This window comes from Flavobacterium sp. CSZ, assembly GCF_015350725.1.
Classification (GTDB): domain Bacteria; phylum Bacteroidota; class Bacteroidia; order Flavobacteriales; family Flavobacteriaceae; genus Flavobacterium.
Genome location: NZ_JADKPQ010000020.1, coordinates 26,155 through 43,925 on the forward strand (window position 1 = coordinate 26,155; position 17,771 = coordinate 43,925).

Genomic DNA, 17,771 nt, shown 5'->3' on the forward strand with positions numbered 1-17,771 from the left:
GTGCTAAAAAAAAAATATAATCAAAAACAAAAAACAAAACCATAAAAACAGATTAAGGATGAAAAGAGGAATATTGATAATCGCAATTTTATTTTCGGTTCAAATGTTTTCGCAGGCCATTTATGAGGATGAGCGTTATGTACCGGAAACAGATCCATTGGTATTAAAAAACCTGGATGAATGGCAAGGAAAAAAGTTTGGACTGCTCATGCACTGGGGAACGTACAGCCAGTGGGGAATTGTAGAATCCTGGTCGATATGTCCGGAAGATTATGGATGGTGTGAACGTAAAAAAGGAAGTAATCCTGGTAATTATAACCAATATGTAAAAGAATACGAAGGATTGAAAAAGAAGTTCAATCCTGTAAAGTTTGATCCTGCAAAATGGGCAAAAGCGGCTAAATATGCCGGAATGAAATACATGGTTTTTACCACAAAACACCATGACGGATTTAATATGTACGATACCAAATATTCAGATTATAAGGTTACAGACAAAGAATGTGCTTTTAGTACGAATCCAAAAGCGAATATTGCCAAAGAAGTTTTTAATGCTTTTAGAGCAGAAAACATTTCAACCGGAGCCTATTTCTCTAAACCCGACTGGCATAACGAGAATTACTGGGATCCATATTTTCCTCCTTTCGACAGAAACGTAAATTATGATCCGGCTCTTTATCCGGAGAAATGGCAGAAGTACGTTGACTTCACCCACAATCAAATTTTAGAATTATTAACAGATTATGGAAAAATAGATATTCTCTGGCTTGATGGGGGATGGGTTAGAAAAAGAGACCAACAAAACTTAAAAGAAAACTATGAAGAGAAGTTTGCTGAAAACGAATCAAAAAATGGTTTTATCAAACACAGAGTAGTTGATCAGGATCCTAAAATGGACGAATTGGTTGTAAAAGCGCGCCAAAAACAACCCGGATTAATCGTAGTGGACAGAGCTGTTCACGGAAAAAATCAGAATTATCTAACTCCTGAAGGGCGCGTTCCTTCAAAAACATTGCCTTACCCTTGGGAATCTTGCATTACTTCGGGCGGTGGATGGTCGTATACTCCTGATGCTAAATACATGACAGGCAGAGAAGGAATCCATATGCTTATTGATATTGTGGCTAAGGGTGGAAATTTATTATTGAATGTAGCGCCAAGTCCTGAAGGCGATTGGCAACAAGGTGCTTATGATTTATTGAGAGCCTACGGAGACTGGATGAAAGTAAACAGTACAGCTATTTACAATACAAAACCAATTGAACCTTTTAAGGAGGATAATATTTGTATGACCCAAAATAAAGCCGGAAATGTATTTCTGTTTTACTTGGCTAAAGAAGGAGAAACTAAAATTCCTGCTGAAGTGCTCGTGAAATCTATCAATCCTAAAAAAGGAACAAAAATTACCATGTTAGGTTCTAAAACTTCATTGAAATGGACCAAAGAAGCAGAAGGATTTAAAGTTGTAATTCCGGAAAGTTTACAAAACAATTTACCGGCCAAAGAAGCGTGGACTTTAAAAATTGAAGCTATTAACAGATAGAAATTATTATGTTTTTAAATAAAAGGATAACCATACAAACAGCATGTTTTTTTTACATGCTGTTTTTTAGCATAACTAGTTTTGCGCAAGAACCCGTAGATTTTGTGAATCCCTTTATTGGCACTTCAAATTACGGGGCGACTTTTCCCGGACCAATTGCACCAAGAGGTATGGCTAGTATTAGTCCGTTTAATGTAGCGGGATCTCAGAATAAATTAGAAAAAGACAGTCAGTGGTTGTCGAATCCTTATGTAAAGGAGAATACTTTTCTAAGCGGATTCAGTCAGGTCAATATTAGTGGGGTGGGTTGCCCGGATTTGGGCGTTTTATTATTAATGCCAACAACAGGAAAGGTAGAAACCAATCATCTAAAATACGGATCGACTTATTGCGATGAAGTTGCAAAAGCGGCTTATTACAGCGTAAAACTCGATAAGTATAATATCAAAGCCGAATTTACAGCTTCCACAAGAGTGGGCGTCAGCAAATTTACTTTCCCTAAAGGGCCATCTAATATTTTACTGAATCTTGGCTTAGGCTTAACCAATGAAGAAGGCGCAATGGTAAGAGTAGTTTCTTCATCTGAAATTGAAGGAATGCGTTCGGTAGGCTCTTTTTGTTATAATAGTCCCGAAGATGCTTATCCGGTTTATTTTGTAGCCAAGTTTTCGAAACCTGCCAATAAATTTGGAGTTTGGAAAAAGCCCACAAAATATGAAGGTGTCGAAGCGCAATGGATGACTTATAACGGCAAAACCAGAATGATGGACAATACCATTAAAACTGTTGTGGGGGATAGTATAGGAACTTATCTTTCGTATCAGTTTGACAAAGAACAAACCGTTGAGGTCAAAATTGGAATTTCGTACGTAAGTATTGCAAATGCCCGCGAGAATTTAGAAAAAGAAACCGGAAATAAATCTTTTGAGACCGTCTACAAAGAAACGTATAACCAATGGAACGAAGAGCTTTCTAAAATTTTGGTCGAAGGCGGTTCAAAGGATGATAAAACGATATTTTACACCGCTTTGTATCACACTTTAATTCACCCAAATACTTTAAATGATCTCAACGGAGAATATCCTGTAATAAAAAGAACCAGGATTGCTAAAACTGAAGGTACCCGTTATACGGTGTTTTCTTTATGGGATACATATCGCAACATGCATCCCTTAACCTCTTTGTTATATCCTAAGCAACAATCTGATATGATAAAAAGTATGTTGGAAATGTATGATGAAAATGGCTGGCTGCCCAAATGGGAGTTGAATTCAACAGAGACTTTTACCATGGTGGGAGATCCGGCAAGTATTGTAATAGTGGACGCCTGCTTAAAGGGAATTCAGGATTTTGATATTTACAAAGCATACCATGCGATGCTAAAAGGTGCAGATCAAATTGAGAATAATCCGTTGCGTCCCGGTCTTAAAGAATATATCGAAAAAGGATATGTATCAACTAATTATCGTGGTCCTGTCTCTACGACGCAGGAATACAACTCTTCAGATTATGCAATTTCACTCTTAGCAAAAGCTTTAGGTGAAAAAGATGATTATAAACGTTTTACAAAACGTTCATTATCCTACCGAAAATTATATGACAAAGATTTAAAATTACTTCGTCCAAGACTGGCTAACGGAAAATGGTATGAACCTTTTGATCCCGAAGCAGGCGCTAATTTTCAGGAAAATGTTGGTTTTATCGAGGGAAATGCGTGGCAATATGCTTTTATGATGGCGCATGATATTGTGGGACTTAAAAAATTAATGGGTGGTGATAAAGCGTTCTCGGATCAATTGCAAAAAGTCTTTGATCTCAAACAATTTGATATGGCAAACGAGCCAGATATTGCTTATCCCTATTTATTCAATTATGTAAAAGGCGAAGAATGGAAGAGTCAGCAAATGGTTAAAAAACTCGTTGGAGAATATTTCCAGAACAAACCAAATGGCTTACCGGGAAACGACGATACCGGAACCATGTCAGCCTGGCTGGTTTATTCAATGATGGGAATTTATCCAATATCGCCCGGAGATCCAATTTATACCATTACCGCTCCAATGTTTCATAGAATAACGATCAAATTGGATCCGGCATATTATAAAAAAGAAAGCATTGTAATTGAAAGACAAATCAATAATGATGGAAAAATCAATTCCATTGAGTTAAACGGAAAACCAATTAATAGCTTTTTTATCTCACACGATGATTTTGTGAATGGAACAATGATCAAAGTGATTCAAAACTAAAAAAACAACACTACTATGTTAGAATTAAGAATGAAAAAAACAGCCATTATTTTCCTAATGGCTGTTGGTTTTTATAACCAGGGTTACGCGCAAAAAAAATATCCGTATCAGGATCCTAAATTACCAGTGGAAGAAAGGCTTTCAGATTTGTTAAGCCGAATGAGCCTGGAGGAAAAAGTACGCCAGATGGACATGTACAAGGGAGAATTTTTCAAAGAGAAAGAAGATTTTTCCAAGTCAAAATCAGATTTGAAAATTGGAAATCTGGGTATTGGGGCCATTCACGATATTTATCCACGTTCGGCTAAAATGATCAATGATTTACAGAGAGAGGTCATTAAAAAGAACAAATGGGGAATTCCTGCCCTTATTATGTGCGAGATGCTTCATGGTTATCTCGATGAGGGAAGTACTGCTTTGCCAATGAATATTGGTTTAGGGGCAACATGGGACACCAATTTGATGGGAAGAGTTGGGGGCGTAATTGGTAGCGAAGCACGTGCCCATGGAGTGCATTTTGGTTTGGGGCCAAATCTTGACATTGGTCGTGAACCACGTTGGGGACGAATTGCCGAGACTTTTGGTGAAGATGTGTATTTAGTTGGCGAGATGGGAACGGCAATGATTAAAGGAATGCAGGGTGATGATTTAAAATCAGATCGTTCTATTATCGCAGAGCCAAAGCACTTTGCAGTTCACGGAATTCCCGAAGGCGGAGCAAATTCTTCACCGGTATTAATTGGAGAACGTGCAGCACGCCAGGATTTTTTGCCATCATTCGAAAAAGCATTCAGAAAAGCAGGAGCGTTAGGCACCATGTGTGCATATTCTGAATTAGATGGCATTCCTTGTGCGGCAAATCATTGGTTATTGACCGATGTTTTGAGAAAAGAATGGGGTTTTAAAGGAATTGTAGTGTCTGATTTAGGTGCTATTAAGTATTTGCAAGTAACTCATTATGTAGCAAGTTCTCCAAAAGAATGCATCAGAGAAGCAGTTTCGGCTGGTGTTGACATGCAATTTTATGATTTTACAAATGAATTTTGGCAATCCAGCATCATTGAACTGGTAAACGAAAAGAAACTAACAATGGAGCAAATTGATCGTGCCGCCGGAGGAGTTTTAAGGCTGAAATTTTTATTGGGATTATTCGAAAATCCATACACGGATAAAAATCTCATTAAAGAACGTTTCCATTCAAAGCAAAATCAGGCCGTTGCTTTAGAAGCAGGACACAAATCGATCGTTTTATTAAAAAATGAAAACAATATTTTGCCTTTAAATAAGGATATAAAAACGCTTGCTGTTATTGGTCCAAATGCTGATGCTTCGAGACTTGGAGGATATGCGGTAAAAAATAAAGTAGGAACTACTGTTCTTGAAGGTATTAAACAAGTAGTGGGGGCCAAGACCAATGTACTTTATGAAGAAGGTGTTCCGCTAATTGTAAAGGGACAAATTATTCCCTCGAAATTTTTATTTACCCCTGATGGATCTCAAAACGGATTAAAAGGAGAATATTTCAATAACAGAAGTGTAGAGGGAACTCCAGCATTGACACGTATTGACAGTCAGTTAGAATTCGATTGGCCCTGGTCTCCCGGTGATGGAGTTACAGATGATGATTTCTCCATTCGCTGGACGGGGTATATTCAGTCAGAAAAATCATTTGATGGCTGGTTGGGCTTAAGTTCTGATGACGGAATCAGAATGTGGATTGACGATCAGCTAGTTATTGACAACTGGACAAAAGGAGCTACAAGTATGGTTACGACTCCAAAGAATATCGAAGCCGGAAAAAAATACAAAGTCCGCATTGAAATGTGGGAAGGGGGTTGGGGGGCCAGAGCCCACTTGCGTTGGAATCTGGAAAAAGTAAACTTTCAACCTGCTGTGGATATTGCTAAAAAAGCAGATGTTGCGATCGTGGTTTTGGGAGAATCAAACGAATTGGTAGAAGAAAACAGAGATGTAGCTTCTTTAGACTTACACGGAATGCAGCAGGAATTGATCGAAGCCATCCAGAAAACAGGAACTCCGGTAGTTTGTGTATTGCTAAACGGTCGTCCGCTGTCGACAAACTGGATCAGCGAGAATATTCCTGCACTTCTAGAGGCATGGTTTCCCGGTGAAGCGGGAGGAAAGGCGGTAGGCGATGTTTTATTTGGAAATTATAATCCTGGTGGAAGATTGCCAGTTACGGTTCCTAAATCTGTTGGACAGTTACCTATATATTACAACCAAAAGCCATCTGCGATTCACAGATACGTTGCAGAGAGCGAACATCCTTTATACAGATTTGGTTACGGATTAAGTTATACGAATTTTGAATATTCAAATCTTAAAATCAGCGCGGCCTCAATTAAAACAGACGGTGAATTGAAAGTGACAGTTGATGTTAAAAATACAGGAAATTTTGACGGAGATGAGGTTGTACAATTATACATACGTGATATGTACAGCAGTGTCACAACTCCGGAAAAAACATTAAAAGGTTTTAAGAGATTAAATATCAAAAAAGGGGAAACAAAAAATGTTGAATTTACACTTACAGCGGATGATTTATCGCTCTGGAATCGAGAAATGAGAAGGGTTGTAGAGCCTGGAGATTTTCAGGTTATGGTAGGAGGAAATTCAGTTGATGTACTAAAGTTAGATTTTAAAGTTTCTAATTAATTTATGTAAAATGATCAATATGTTTAAGGTTTAAGATAATAAGGAAAGAATAGTTTTGATAAAAGGATAAAACGCTTAGATTAATTCGAAATTGACTTTTGTGAATAAAGAAGATTAAGATTACAATTAAAGGCGTTTTTTTCTTTTAAAACAGCAAAGTCTCCCCAACACCTTTTCAAAATTGTCATTTGTCGAAATTATATTTTGTTAACAAAATCTATTCATAAGTTTAACATGTTATTAACTCAAAAACAACTAAACATGATTAAGAACGTACTAAAATTACTGTTTGTAATATGCTTATTCGGATTTCAGGATCTGCAGGCACAAACAACAGTAAAAGGAACAATAACCGATGCGTCAAGCGGAATTCCAATCCCGGGGGCAAATGTTGTTGTTAAAGGAACAAAAACAAGTGCATCATCAGATTTTGATGGAAAGTACAGTATTTCAGTTCCCAACCAATCTGCAGTTTTGGTTTTCACTTACGTTGGCAATGCTCCTAAAGAAGTTGTCGTAGGAACGCAAACCACTCTGAATGTTGCATTAGGTGCAGCAACACAACAATTAGGAGAGGTAGTAGTTACTGCTCTTGGTATTAAAAGAGAAAAGAAAGCTATTACGTATTCTGCTCAGAATATTTCAGTAGATGAGCTTTCAGAAGCAAGATCGCTAAACGTTGCCAACTCACTTTCAGGTAAAGTTGCCGGTCTTAACTACTCTACAACATCAAATGGTGTGGGAAGTTCATCGAGAATTACTTTAAGGGGTAACAGATCTCTTAATGGAAACAATCAGCCTCTTTATGTTGTAGATGGTGTACCAATTAGTAATGGTACAACAACTACAAATCCTGATATTGATACAGGAGGAACAACACAGCCAGATGGTATCTCGAACATCAACCCGGAAGATATTGCCTCGATGACGGTGCTTAAAGGACCTTCTGCTGCGGCGCTTTACGGATCAAGAGCCAGTAATGGTGTTATCGTAATTACGACAAAATCAGGTAAGGCAGGTAAGACATCCGTTTCATTATCATCTAATTTTATGGCTTCATCTGCTTATAACCTGATGAATTTACAAAATGAGTACGGTCAGGGAACAAATGGTGTATACAATCCTACTTCAAGCGCAAGCTGGGGAGGTAAATTAGACGGAAGTCAGGTTTCAAACTGGCAGTTAGTTCGTAACCCAAACTATGCAGGACCAGCTACACAAAGTTATTCTGCGCAGCCAAATAACGTTATTGATTTTTATAAAACAGGTTACAACTTAGCAAACACAATGACTGTAACTGCAGGAAATGAAAAAGCACAAGGTTATTTCTCTTATACAAATACAAAAGCTGAAGGTATTGTTGGGGGAAACAAATTAGACAGACACAATCTTAATTTAAGGTTGACCAGTAAAATCTCAGATAAATTATCCTTGGATGTAAAAACAAATTACATTATTCAGGATATTGATAACTTATTGAGAACAGGAGAAGAATCTATTGGTACGTCAGCTTATTTATTGCCTCGTAGTATCGCTTATAACGATTACAAAAACTTTGAATATTTTGATGCTGCCGGACAAAGACAATTGAATTATTTTATTGACGAAACCGGATCTCCTGGAGGAAACCCATTTTGGTCTGCTTTAAGAGATGACGCACGTAAGGATAAGAGAAACAGATTTATTGGTTTAGCGTCTCTTAAATATGAATTTACAAAAACCTTAAGTTTACAAGTTAGAGCTGGTTTGGATCAAATGACAAACAAGAATGTTAGAAACAGATATGCAACTGTAGCATTTAATAACAACTTGGGGTCCTATAGTGAATCTTATGAAACAGTAAGTGAGCTTAATACAGACGCCTTGCTTTCTTACAATGAGAAGTTTGGAGATTTTTCTCTGAGCCTTAATGGTGGAGCCAGTGGATTGCAACAAAGCAGTTCTGCATTGAATTCAGGAGGGGTTTTAAGCAAAAGAAACTTTTTTGCATTAGCCAACGTACAGACTGTTCAATCTACATCTACAGCTTCAGAGAAAAGAATCAATTCACTTTACGGATTTGGTCAACTTGGTTTTAGAAACTATTTGTTCTTAGACTTAACGGCAAGAAATGACTGGTCTTCTACATTACCTGAAGATTATTTTTATCCATCTGTAGGTTTGTCTGCTGTAATTTCCGATATGGTGACTTTACCGGAGACTATTAGTTTTGCAAAAGTAAGAGCTTCTTATGCGCAGGTTGGAAATGATACAGATCCTTATCAAACACAGCAAAGATTCTCCTATATTGGTGGAAATGGCGGTATGTTATACGGACAAAGTACTAAATCTAATCCAAACTTAAAACCAGAAATCTCTTCTTCTACAGAATTAGGTTTAGACCTTAGATTCTTTAATAATCGTTTAGGGTTAGATTTCACATACTTTAATACCTTAACAGATAACCAAATTTTCTATATCAATACTCCAGAGTCTTCTTCATATTCAAGAGCAATTGTAAATGGTGGTGATATCCAAAATAAAGGTATTGAGCTTACCCTTACAGCAACTCCTATTCAAACAGAAAACTTCTCTTGGGATATTACAGCTAATTATGCTGAATATAAATCAAAAGTAAAATCAATCATGGAGGGCAGAGACGAACTAGTGCTTGGAGAAGGGCGTTTGGTTAGAAGTAAAGTTGTGGTAGGAGGAGAATACGGTGATTTATACATTAAAGGTTTTCAAAGGGGGCTTGATTTGAATACAGGAGAAATGAAAATCCTTGTTAATTCTGCGGGTTTGCCTTTAGCAACAAATGGATTTGATGTTCGTGCAGGTAACTTTAACCCAGACTGGACAGCAGGTTTAAAAAACAACTTTAAATACAAAGATTTCTCTTTAAGTTTCTTGGTTGATTTTAGAATTGGAGGAGAAGTTATTTCATACACTCAGGCAAGACAAGCTGGTTTAGGAGTAAGCGATATTACTCTTGCAGGCAGAAACGGAGGAATTGTGCTTGATGCTTTTGTTGATACTCCAGCTGGTTTTGAGCAAAATACAAAAAGTATTACTGCAGAACAATATTGGACAGCGATCGGACAAAGAACACCTATCGCCGAGCCTTTTGTTTATGATGCAACAAACATCAGATTAAGAGAACTTGTTTTTGGTTATTCTTTACCAAAACGCGTACTTAATAACTCAGGTTTTACAAGTATTGATTTCTCTTTGGTAGGAAGAAATTTATTTTTCTTTGTCAATAAAGCGAAATATTTTGATCCTGAGGCAGGTGCCGGTACAGGAAACCTGCAAGGTATAGAATCTTTCAACATTCCTTCAACGAGAGATTATGGAGTTAATGTTAAATTCGGATTTTAATTAAAAAAAGAAACATCATGAAATATAGTTTTAAAATAAAAACATTAGGAGTTGCATTAATGGCAGTTTCTATTTTGTCAAGCTGTACAAGCGATTTTGATGAAATAAACAAAGATCCTAATTCGCTTACTGAAGATCAGTTAGATGCGACACTGGCCGGACCATCATTTGCATCAGCACTTTACGCAGGTATCCATAACGGATCTTACTCATCACCAGGAGTTGACGACCAGGGAACCTGGGGTATTGCAACAGGTATTTTGTCATCAACTTTTATCCAATATTTGAATTGTGGATACGGTACTGAGAGAAATGCGTTTGTAAATGGATACGAAGGACGTGGATGGACAAGATTTTACACCGTTGCTGTTCCGGCTTTAAACAATGCTATTAAGGCATCTCAAGGAAATGCTGAGGCTTTGGCAATTCTTAAAATATGGAAAGTTTTCATGTACAATCAAATGGTAGATGCTTACGGACCAATTCCGTATAGTGAAGCAGGTAATGGTAAAGAAAAAGTACCTTACGACAGTGTAGAATTTATCTACACAGACTTTTTTAAATTATTGGATGAAGCAAGTGCTACTTTAGGAAGTTCTGCGGTAACAACAGTGGCTGCGTTTCAGCCAAATGATCGTTTATACGCAGGTAATGTTGCCAATTGGAGGGTATTTGGAAACAGTTTGAGATTGCGTTTAGCATTAAGAATTTCTGATATCGAACCTGCTAAAGCAAAAACACAAGCAGAGGCTGCCGTTGCTGCGGGTGTTATGCAGACTAATGAGCAAGGAGCTTTCTTTAAAGCAAGTAACATTACTCCAAATAACTTAAATATGATTGTAAACAGCTGGGGTTACACTATGACCGCTTCAATGGAAAGTATTTTAGTAGGATATAACGATCCAAGGTTAGCCAAATGGTTTGCCAAAATTGATACAGGAGTGTACCGTGGTCAGCCTGTTGGAGGGTTAGAAGATCAGTTTGGAACTACTAAATTCTCTGCTTTTAACAATGATGTTATGGGCAATGGTGCTGCAGGAAACCTTAGTGAATCTAAAAATATCGAAGTATTTATGGCTTCTGAAAACTATTTCAGCAGAGCAGAAGGTGCTTTAAACGGATGGAACATGGGCGGAACTGCGAAAGATTTATACGAGGCAGGTATTAGGGCTTCGTTACTGCAATGGGGAATTACGGATGCTAATGCAATAAACGCTTACATTGCTGGAAATACTTTACCAACTTTACCCAACATCTTAACTGTATATCCAACTTTAGATTTACAAGATATTCCTGTAAAATTACCTGTTGCGTGGTCAGGGGCAGCTGCTAGTCAGCGTACGCAAATTGCAGTTCAAAAATACTTAGCTATCTTTCCTGAATCCTGGGAATCTTGGGCAGATTTACGTCGTAGTGATGCAAAGGTGATCTATCCAGTTCTTAATACAGATAATAATGATGCCGGAGTAGGTAAAAGTTTAATGAAAAGAATTATTTATGTAACAAACGAATATTCTTCTAATAAAGATGCCGTTACAGATGGAATCGTAAAACTAAAAGGACCTGATAGTGGAGGAACCAAACTTTGGTGGGATACAAAATAAATAAGTAAAGATAAAGAGTTTCCTTACTTAGAAATTGACAAAAGGAGAGGTAGCTCTCCTTTTGTTTTATACAATAATTACCCTTATTAAAATAGCAATAATGAAACAAAAAACAACCTTTTAATTAGAGAAGGCAAGAGAGGTTTTTGTGTAAAGAATTTTAAAAAAACTTCGTGATAATTACCCGATCATCAAATATAAACAGCATGGTTAGCAGTACAATTTCCTCTTCTTCTGAAAAGAAAAATACAATAATTCCAATTTTAATCATAGCGAGTCTATTTTTTGTCTTTGGATTTGTAACCTGGATCAACGGAGCTTTGATTCCCTTTATGAAAACCATAAATGAGCTAACATCTGCCCAGTCGCTTTTGATAGCCTCGGCCTCCCATTATTGGACATAAGGCAGGTTTAAGGAAAGAATAACATCTTGAGATTCTGTTTATTGGTTTTTAATGTTCAATGTGGTGTATTAAAGTTTTTTTAAACACATACAGATAAAATTATAGATAAAAAAGAAGCCAAAAAATACATTTCTGTCGTATGGTTTTCTATGCGTATTTTAAATAAGGGAAATGCCTATTTTTTTAGTTAAAAAAGATCTATGTTTTATGTGTTTAAAATCGTTAGAACCAGCAAATTAATTTTTATAATTTACAATGAATTCAAAATTTAATTATTCATTACTTTTATTAGTGCTTGCCTGTTTTTCCTGCGCTTCCCTAAAGCAGAATTCCAAAGCAATTCACATTACTCAAAATTTTATTACAGATCAGCCTCTTACTGCCAATAGTCATGCTGCAACACTGGTTGAACTTGAACCGGGGAAACTTATGGCAGCTTGGTTTGGAGGAAGACATGAAGGAGCTAGAGATGTAGGGATTTATTTTTCGGTCTATAAGCAAAAAAAATGGTCAGTTCCTGAGAATCTTGTGCTGCCTTTAATAAGGGAAAAAGATACATTGCCATGTTGGAATCCGGTATTGTTTAAAAGCAAAAGCCAGAATTTGTATTTATTTTATAAAGTAGGTAAAAATCCAAGAGAATGGTTTGGTGCTATGATAGTCTCAAAAGATAACGGCAATACGTGGAGTACTCCAAAATATCTTCCCGATGGAATCTTGGGACCTATTAGAAACAAACCAATCGAAACCAGTCCGGGAATTATTTTATGTGGAAGTAGTACCGAGAGTATTGATGATAATAAATGGAGAGTGCATATAGAAAAATATACCGAAGGGACAAATACCTGGGAGAAAATAGCAATTGATAATAAAAAAGAATTTGATATTATTCAGCCCACTTTTTTGATCCATTCTACTAATGAGATTCAGATATTGTCCAGAAGCAAACACAATAAGTTAATTTCGACCTGGTCAGAAGATAACGGCAAGACCTGGCAGAGAACCCATAGCATCAATGTTATTAATTCTAATTCAGGAATTGATGGGGTAAGATTATCAAATAAATTATTTTTATTGGTTAATAATCCTTTAAAGATGGGAAAAGACTGGTTCAACGGTAGAAATGTTTTAGACGTAGAATATTCCAGAGATGGTCTAAACTGGAAAAAGTTATTTGATTTGGAAAATCAAAAAGAGGGCGAATTCAGTTATCCGGCGATTATTCAAACCTCAGATCAGAAAATTCATTTGGTGTATACTTATAACAGAAAATTTATTAAACATGTCGCATTTGAAATGAGAAACTAAGTTTGAGATGATTTATAATATATAAGAAAATTCAATGACACAAAAGAAAATTATGCAAAGACACTGCCTTACTTTAGATCTGAAAAATGATCCTGATTTAATCAATGAATATATAAAACTTCACCAGAATATTTGGCCTGAAATCAAAGAAAGCATTAAAGATTCAGGAATTATAACTTTGGAAATCTACAATATCGCAGATCGCCTCTTTATGATCATAGAGGCAAATTCTGATTTTTCTTTTGAACAAAAGTCAAAATCAGACGCTTTAAATGCAAAAGTTCAGCAATGGGAAACACTAATGTGGAAATTTCAAAAAGCCTTGCCTGGAGCACAACCAGGAGAAAAATGGATGCTGATGCATAAAGTTTTTGAGCTTACATAATAAAAAAATAATCATAGGTTAATTAAAATGAAACTTTTTCAAAATTCAAAACTTGTCATATTCTGTATTATTTCACTAATTTTTACCGCTACAATTAAAGCTCAAGTAGGTATTAATACCAAAACATTTTACAAGCACGACAAATATCTTTCATCTGATAAAATGCAAGGACGTTTTCCCGGTACAAAAGGAAATAATGCAGCAGCAGCTTACATTAGAAAGTATTTTAAAAAATACGCTCTGAAAGCATTCAATAAAAAGTACTATCAGCCTTTTAGACTCTTTGTAAAGCAAGGGATCAATAAAATAGCATCAGATAGTGTTACGACCCAAAATGTAGTAGGATATATCGAGGGGTCAGACCCCAATTTAAAAAACGAATTTATAGTCATTGGGGCTCATTACGACCATTGGGGTTGGGGAGGAAAAGGATCGGGAAGTAAAAAAAAGGAGGTCCTTGCCATTCATAACGGAGCAGATGATAATGCCTCGGGAGTTTCGGCCTTGCTTTGTATCGCAGAAGAAATATCCAAATTGTCTGTAAAACCCAAAAGAAGTATCCTTTTTATTTCCTTTAGTGGTGAAGAAGAAGGATTGTTAGGCTCTAAATATTTTGTCGATCATTTACCGGTTAATAAAGAAGCTGTAAAAGTCATGCTGAATATGGATATGGTGGGAAGATTAAATTCTGAAAAGCAAATCTATATGGGAGGTGCGGGTACTTTTCCAGATGGAGTGGAACTGATGAGAAAACTGGGAGAAAACAGCGGACTGAATCCGGTAATTCATAGTGGAGATGTTGGAGGGTCAGATCATCTGTCATTTTATAAAGCTTCAATCTCTGCTGTAGGATTTCATACTGGCGGACATCCGCAATATCATACGCCAGAAGATGATATTGATTTAATTAATAGTGATGGAGGAGCTTTGGTTGCCAGGTATATTTGTAATGCTTTGATGGCAATTGCCAATGATTTGCAAACCTTGTCTTTTATTGAGCAGTAATAGTGAATTCTCGAAAAGGCATGATTGTAAGGAGCAATCAGATGCTATTCTTTCAAATACAAATGCCATAAAATATTCAAACAAATTCTTAGACTTTCGCTATAAAAAAATAATTTTAATATGAAAAAGAAACCTATTTCTATTCGGAATATTGCAGATCAACTCAAGATTTCTGTGACAACAGTTTCTTTTGTTTTAAACGGAAAAGCAAAAGAAAAACACATCTCGGAAGCCTTAACGCAAAAGGTATTAGACTATGCAAAATTGATTAATTATAAACCTAATCAAATTGCACAAAGTCTTAGAACTGGAAAATCAAAAATTTTGGTTTTTATGGTTGAGGATATCTCAAATAGTTTTTTTTCTAAAGTAGCAAGAATTTTTGAGGATCTGGCTTATGAAAAAGGATACAAAGTTATTTTTTGCAGCAATGAAAATGACGATAAAAAATCAAAAGAATTGATCGAATTGTTTAATTTTCGCCAGGTTGATGGTTTTATTATTGTTCCATCACCTGGAATAAGGGATACTATTGATTCTTTAGTAAAAGATAATATTCCTGTTGTTTTATTAGATCGGTTTTTTGAAGATCTGGATTGTAATAGTGTTGTTGTGGACAATGCAAGAGCTTCTTATGATGCGACATTACACTTAATAAATAATAAATTTAAGAATATTGGATTTGTTACTACAGCTTCTAGCCAAACACAAATGAACGATCGTTTGTCTGGTTATGAGAAAGCAATTTCAGAACATGGTCTGAAATCAAATATTTTGCAAATTCCCTACAATCAAATTTTCAAAGTAAATGATTACATCAAAGAGTTTGTGAATAATCATGTTGATTTAGATGCTCTTTTTTTTGCTACAAATTATCTCACTAAAAGCGGATTACAGTTCTTTAAAGAACAAAATTCTACTTTGCTCAATGATCTGGGAATTGTGGCCTTCGATGACAATGATATGTTTAAAATTTACCCCATATCAATTAGTTGTGTTGCCCAACCCACAATGGAGATGGGAACTAAAATAATGGAATTACTCTTGCCGCTTTTACAGAAGAAAGATGTGAAAGATGTAAAAGAGAGAACGCAAAAAATTATTCTAAAAACGAAGCTTATTATTCGTGAATCATCTTTGATGAAATAGAGTATAGTGTTTTTTGAATCTGAAATTTCAAGTTTGAAATTTGAGTATAAAAAAAGCCCTAATTTTCATTAGGACTTTTTTAGTGGGGAGAGCAGGATTCGAACTTTACCGCTCAAACCCGCATCTATGCTACGTTTTTATGATGCCTTAAACCTAAATGCACCGATTCTGCACCCGAACTTTAATTGTTGCTTTTTTTTGATAATTAACTAATTGATATTCAGTGATATTATTCTGGATAATTTGATTTTAAAGATATCAATATTTTTTATTATTGATAAATTTAAATTTAGATGCTTCTCAGATGGAAAGTATTTTGAAAATTCCTTAGCTTTTTGTTGTAAAAAGGTAACAACACCAGATCTAAAAGTCTTGCCTCCCAATAATGGTAATAATCTCTATTCGCTCATCTCCATTTATTCGGTAGTAAATAGTATCGACACCGCAAACACAATAACGATATCCTTTTTTGATGTGGTCGGCAGATGGAAATAAAAATGGATTTTGCTCTATTTTGTCAAAACAATCGTAAAACATATTGAAATAGTGATCGGCCTGATCCATTCCGAACTTACCGACACCGTAATAATAAATTCTTTTTAAATCTTCTTTGGCTTCGCTACTTAAATAATAGCTATACATCTCCCAAATCCTTTTTAAACTCCGCTAACATTTCTTCTTTAGTTTGTTTTTTTACAAAGCCGCTTTTTTCTCCCTTATCTAATTTAGCTCTTACAAAGTCATAAAACTCTTCTTGCGAACGTGCTTTTTTTATTAAAAAGTTAATGGCTTCGCTTTTACTGCTAAACTCTTCTGTATTAACCTGATTTTTTAACCATTCTTCATTAGGAGCAGTTAATGATATACTTTGTCGTGTCATAATAATAAAAATTATTTTTGGTGTAAATTTACACCAAAATTTTGAAAATAGGAAAAGATTCGGTTAAAAAAACTTGAATACAAAAACCGCCTTAGCTTTTACGTGCAAAAAAGGTATTAACTCCAGTCCCATTTCATGTCAAAATTTATAATGATTCATTTCTATAGGCAATCTTAACGGTTCTGTCGCATCTATGACTAAGTTTTATCTTTGGTTTTTCAAAACTCATAAAAAATGAATGCTAAAGGTCATTGTTATCCAAAATATGTAATCCTGCAGGCAGTGTATTTTAAATTAAGATTTACCCTTAGCTATCGTGACGTTGAGGAAATAATGAAAATTAGAGGAGTGCTTGTGGATCATGCCACGATCCAACGTTGGGTTTATAAATTTACGCCTTTCATTGAATCAGAGATGAAGAAGAGAAAGGTCAAAGTGGGGGCAAGCTGGAGATTGGATGAAACTTATATAAAAGTAAAAGGTATTTGGTGTTATTTATACAGGGCAGTGGATAAATTAGGTAATACGGGACTTTCTTTTGACTAGAAAAAGACAGAGAATTCGTGTTGATCCTTTTAAATCACCTAAATTCTTATATTTGATTTTGATAGATGCGACAGAACCAAATTCAGAGGTGTTAGAAATATAGAATACTTCCTTTTTAGGCTAACTAATATTTATGCGTAATTTTTACTGCTCCTCAGGTTTTCGTGTTGATCCCCCTTTGATCCATTTCAAGCTTGAAATTTGAGCATAAAAAAAGTCCTAATTTTCATTAGGACTTTTAGTGGGGAGAGCAGGATTCGAACCTGCGAAGTTTTCACAGCAGATTTACAGTCTGCCCTCGTTGGCCGCTTGAGTATCTCCCCGATCTCAGCGTTAGTGCGCTTTGTTGTTCTAAGCGGTTGCAAATATAGGAACGTTTTTCATGTTTACAAACAAAAAATGAACTTAATTTTAAGTTATTTTAAAGTTATTTTTTAATTCGTTGGAATTGAATAAAATAAAAAATATCTAATTAGCATTTTTTTTTAACTTATTCTTGAATATAAGATTATTCTTAAGTTGTAATTGTGTGTTTTTACTTTTAATTCTGGGAGACTTATGTCTTGAACAGCTAATTTTCCTGATAAATCAAGAATAAAAATTAAAGAACATATTTTCTTTACTCTGGCTCACAATTGCTTTTTCAGAAAATAACGTAGCAA

11 protein-coding genes, 1 tRNA gene and 2 pseudogenes are annotated in these 17,771 nt (G+C 35.5%); 11 read left to right on the plus strand and 3 right to left on the minus strand.

Annotation, left to right across the window (positions count from 1 at the left end; all coding sequences use genetic code 11):
• Positions 1-58: 58 nt before the first annotated feature.
• From IRZ78_RS20320 to IRZ78_RS20365, 10 genes and pseudogenes are all read left to right on the plus strand, one after another.
• Positions 59-1,543 (plus strand): alpha-L-fucosidase, encoded by a 1,485-nt coding sequence (locus IRZ78_RS20320; protein WP_194618266.1) that lies wholly within the window; start codon positions 59-61, stop codon positions 1,541-1,543.
• 56 nt (positions 1,544-1,599) lie between these two features.
• On the plus strand, positions 1,600-3,792 hold the full coding sequence (locus IRZ78_RS20325) for a GH92 family glycosyl hydrolase (protein WP_228520546.1): 2,193 nt from the start codon (positions 1,600-1,602) through the stop codon (positions 3,790-3,792).
• A 15-nt stretch (positions 3,793-3,807) separates the two neighbouring features.
• Positions 3,808-6,468 carry a glycoside hydrolase family 3 protein gene (locus IRZ78_RS20330; RefSeq protein WP_194618268.1) on the plus strand — a complete coding sequence of 887 codons (2,661 nt, stop codon included), beginning with the start codon at positions 3,808-3,810 and terminating at the stop codon, positions 6,466-6,468.
• Between the two features lie 261 nt (positions 6,469-6,729).
• The gene (locus tag IRZ78_RS20335; protein ID WP_194618269.1) at positions 6,730-9,828 is read left to right on the plus strand and encodes a SusC/RagA family TonB-linked outer membrane protein; all 3,099 of its coding nucleotides are present in this window, start codon (positions 6,730-6,732) and stop codon (positions 9,826-9,828) included.
• Between the two features lie 17 nt (positions 9,829-9,845).
• Positions 9,846-11,432: a SusD/RagB family nutrient-binding outer membrane lipoprotein gene (locus IRZ78_RS20340; RefSeq protein ID WP_194618270.1), complete on the plus strand. Its 1,587-nt coding sequence runs from the start codon at positions 9,846-9,848 to the stop codon at positions 11,430-11,432.
• 206 nt (positions 11,433-11,638) lie between these two features.
• Positions 11,639-11,821: pseudogene (locus tag IRZ78_RS20345) on the plus strand (glucose/galactose MFS transporter); the annotation flags it as partial.
• 270 nt (positions 11,822-12,091) lie between these two features.
• A complete protein-coding gene (locus tag IRZ78_RS20350) occupies positions 12,092-13,144 on the plus strand; it encodes a sialidase family protein (RefSeq protein WP_194618271.1) in 1,053 nt (350 codons plus the stop codon).
• A 52-nt stretch (positions 13,145-13,196) separates the two neighbouring features.
• Entirely contained in the window at positions 13,197-13,529 is a 333-nt protein-coding gene (locus IRZ78_RS20355) for an L-rhamnose mutarotase (RefSeq protein WP_194618272.1), read from the plus strand.
• 27 nt (positions 13,530-13,556) lie between these two features.
• Complete coding sequence (locus tag IRZ78_RS20360) at positions 13,557-14,534, plus strand: M20/M25/M40 family metallo-hydrolase (protein ID WP_194618273.1); 978 nt, start codon at positions 13,557-13,559, stop codon at positions 14,532-14,534.
• Positions 14,535-14,654: 120 nt separating this feature from the next.
• Entirely contained in the window at positions 14,655-15,683 is a 1,029-nt protein-coding gene (locus tag IRZ78_RS20365) for a substrate-binding domain-containing protein (protein ID WP_194618274.1), read from the plus strand.
• A 363-nt stretch (positions 15,684-16,046) separates the two neighbouring features.
• On the opposite strand, the gene IRZ78_RS20370 is transcribed toward IRZ78_RS20365, so the two are convergent.
• Both IRZ78_RS20370 and IRZ78_RS20375 read right to left on the minus strand, forming a co-directional pair.
• Positions 16,047-16,325, minus strand: coding sequence for a type II toxin-antitoxin system RelE/ParE family toxin (locus IRZ78_RS20370; RefSeq protein WP_194618275.1), 279 nt, complete (start codon positions 16,323-16,325; stop codon positions 16,047-16,049).
• Positions 16,318-16,563 carry a CopG family transcriptional regulator gene (locus IRZ78_RS20375; RefSeq protein ID WP_194618276.1) on the minus strand — a complete coding sequence of 82 codons (246 nt, stop codon included), beginning with the start codon at positions 16,561-16,563 and terminating at the stop codon, positions 16,318-16,320. The genes IRZ78_RS20370 and IRZ78_RS20375 overlap by 8 nt, the downstream gene beginning before the upstream one ends.
• A gap of 234 nt (positions 16,564-16,797) precedes the next feature.
• Here IRZ78_RS20375 and IRZ78_RS20380 point away from each other — a divergent pair.
• Positions 16,798-17,116, plus strand: a pseudogene (locus IRZ78_RS20380) (IS6 family transposase); the annotation flags it as partial.
• 235 nt (positions 17,117-17,351) lie between these two features.
• Here the strand turns inward: IRZ78_RS20380 and IRZ78_RS20385 are convergent.
• Positions 17,352-17,432: transfer RNA gene (locus tag IRZ78_RS20385), tRNA-Tyr, on the minus strand.
• Positions 17,433-17,771 lie beyond the last annotated feature (339 nt).

What these genes read in the sequence shown, in the direction of transcription:
- IRZ78_RS20375 (WP_194618276.1), bottom strand. Translation starts at nt 16,563, where the DNA reads ATGACACGACAAAGTATATCATTAACTGCTCCTAATGAAGAATGGTTA.
- IRZ78_RS20340 (WP_194618270.1), top strand. Translation starts at nt 9,846, where the DNA reads ATGAAATATAGTTTTAAAATAAAAACATTAGGAGTTGCATTAATGGCA.
- IRZ78_RS20320 (WP_194618266.1), top strand. Translation starts at nt 59, where the DNA reads ATGAAAAGAGGAATATTGATAATCGCAATTTTATTTTCGGTTCAAATG.
- IRZ78_RS20335 (WP_194618269.1), top strand. Translation starts at nt 6,730, where the DNA reads ATGATTAAGAACGTACTAAAATTACTGTTTGTAATATGCTTATTCGGA.
- IRZ78_RS20330 (WP_194618268.1), top strand. Translation starts at nt 3,808, where the DNA reads ATGTTAGAATTAAGAATGAAAAAAACAGCCATTATTTTCCTAATGGCT.
- IRZ78_RS20355 (WP_194618272.1), top strand. Translation starts at nt 13,197, where the DNA reads ATGCAAAGACACTGCCTTACTTTAGATCTGAAAAATGATCCTGATTTA.
- IRZ78_RS20325 (WP_228520546.1), top strand. Translation starts at nt 1,600, where the DNA reads ATGCTGTTTTTTAGCATAACTAGTTTTGCGCAAGAACCCGTAGATTTT.
- IRZ78_RS20370 (WP_194618275.1), bottom strand. Translation starts at nt 16,325, where the DNA reads ATGTATAGCTATTATTTAAGTAGCGAAGCCAAAGAAGATTTAAAAAGA.
- IRZ78_RS20350 (WP_194618271.1), top strand. Translation starts at nt 12,092, where the DNA reads ATGAATTCAAAATTTAATTATTCATTACTTTTATTAGTGCTTGCCTGT.
- IRZ78_RS20365 (WP_194618274.1), top strand. Translation starts at nt 14,655, where the DNA reads ATGAAAAAGAAACCTATTTCTATTCGGAATATTGCAGATCAACTCAAG.
- IRZ78_RS20360 (WP_194618273.1), top strand. Translation starts at nt 13,557, where the DNA reads ATGAAACTTTTTCAAAATTCAAAACTTGTCATATTCTGTATTATTTCA.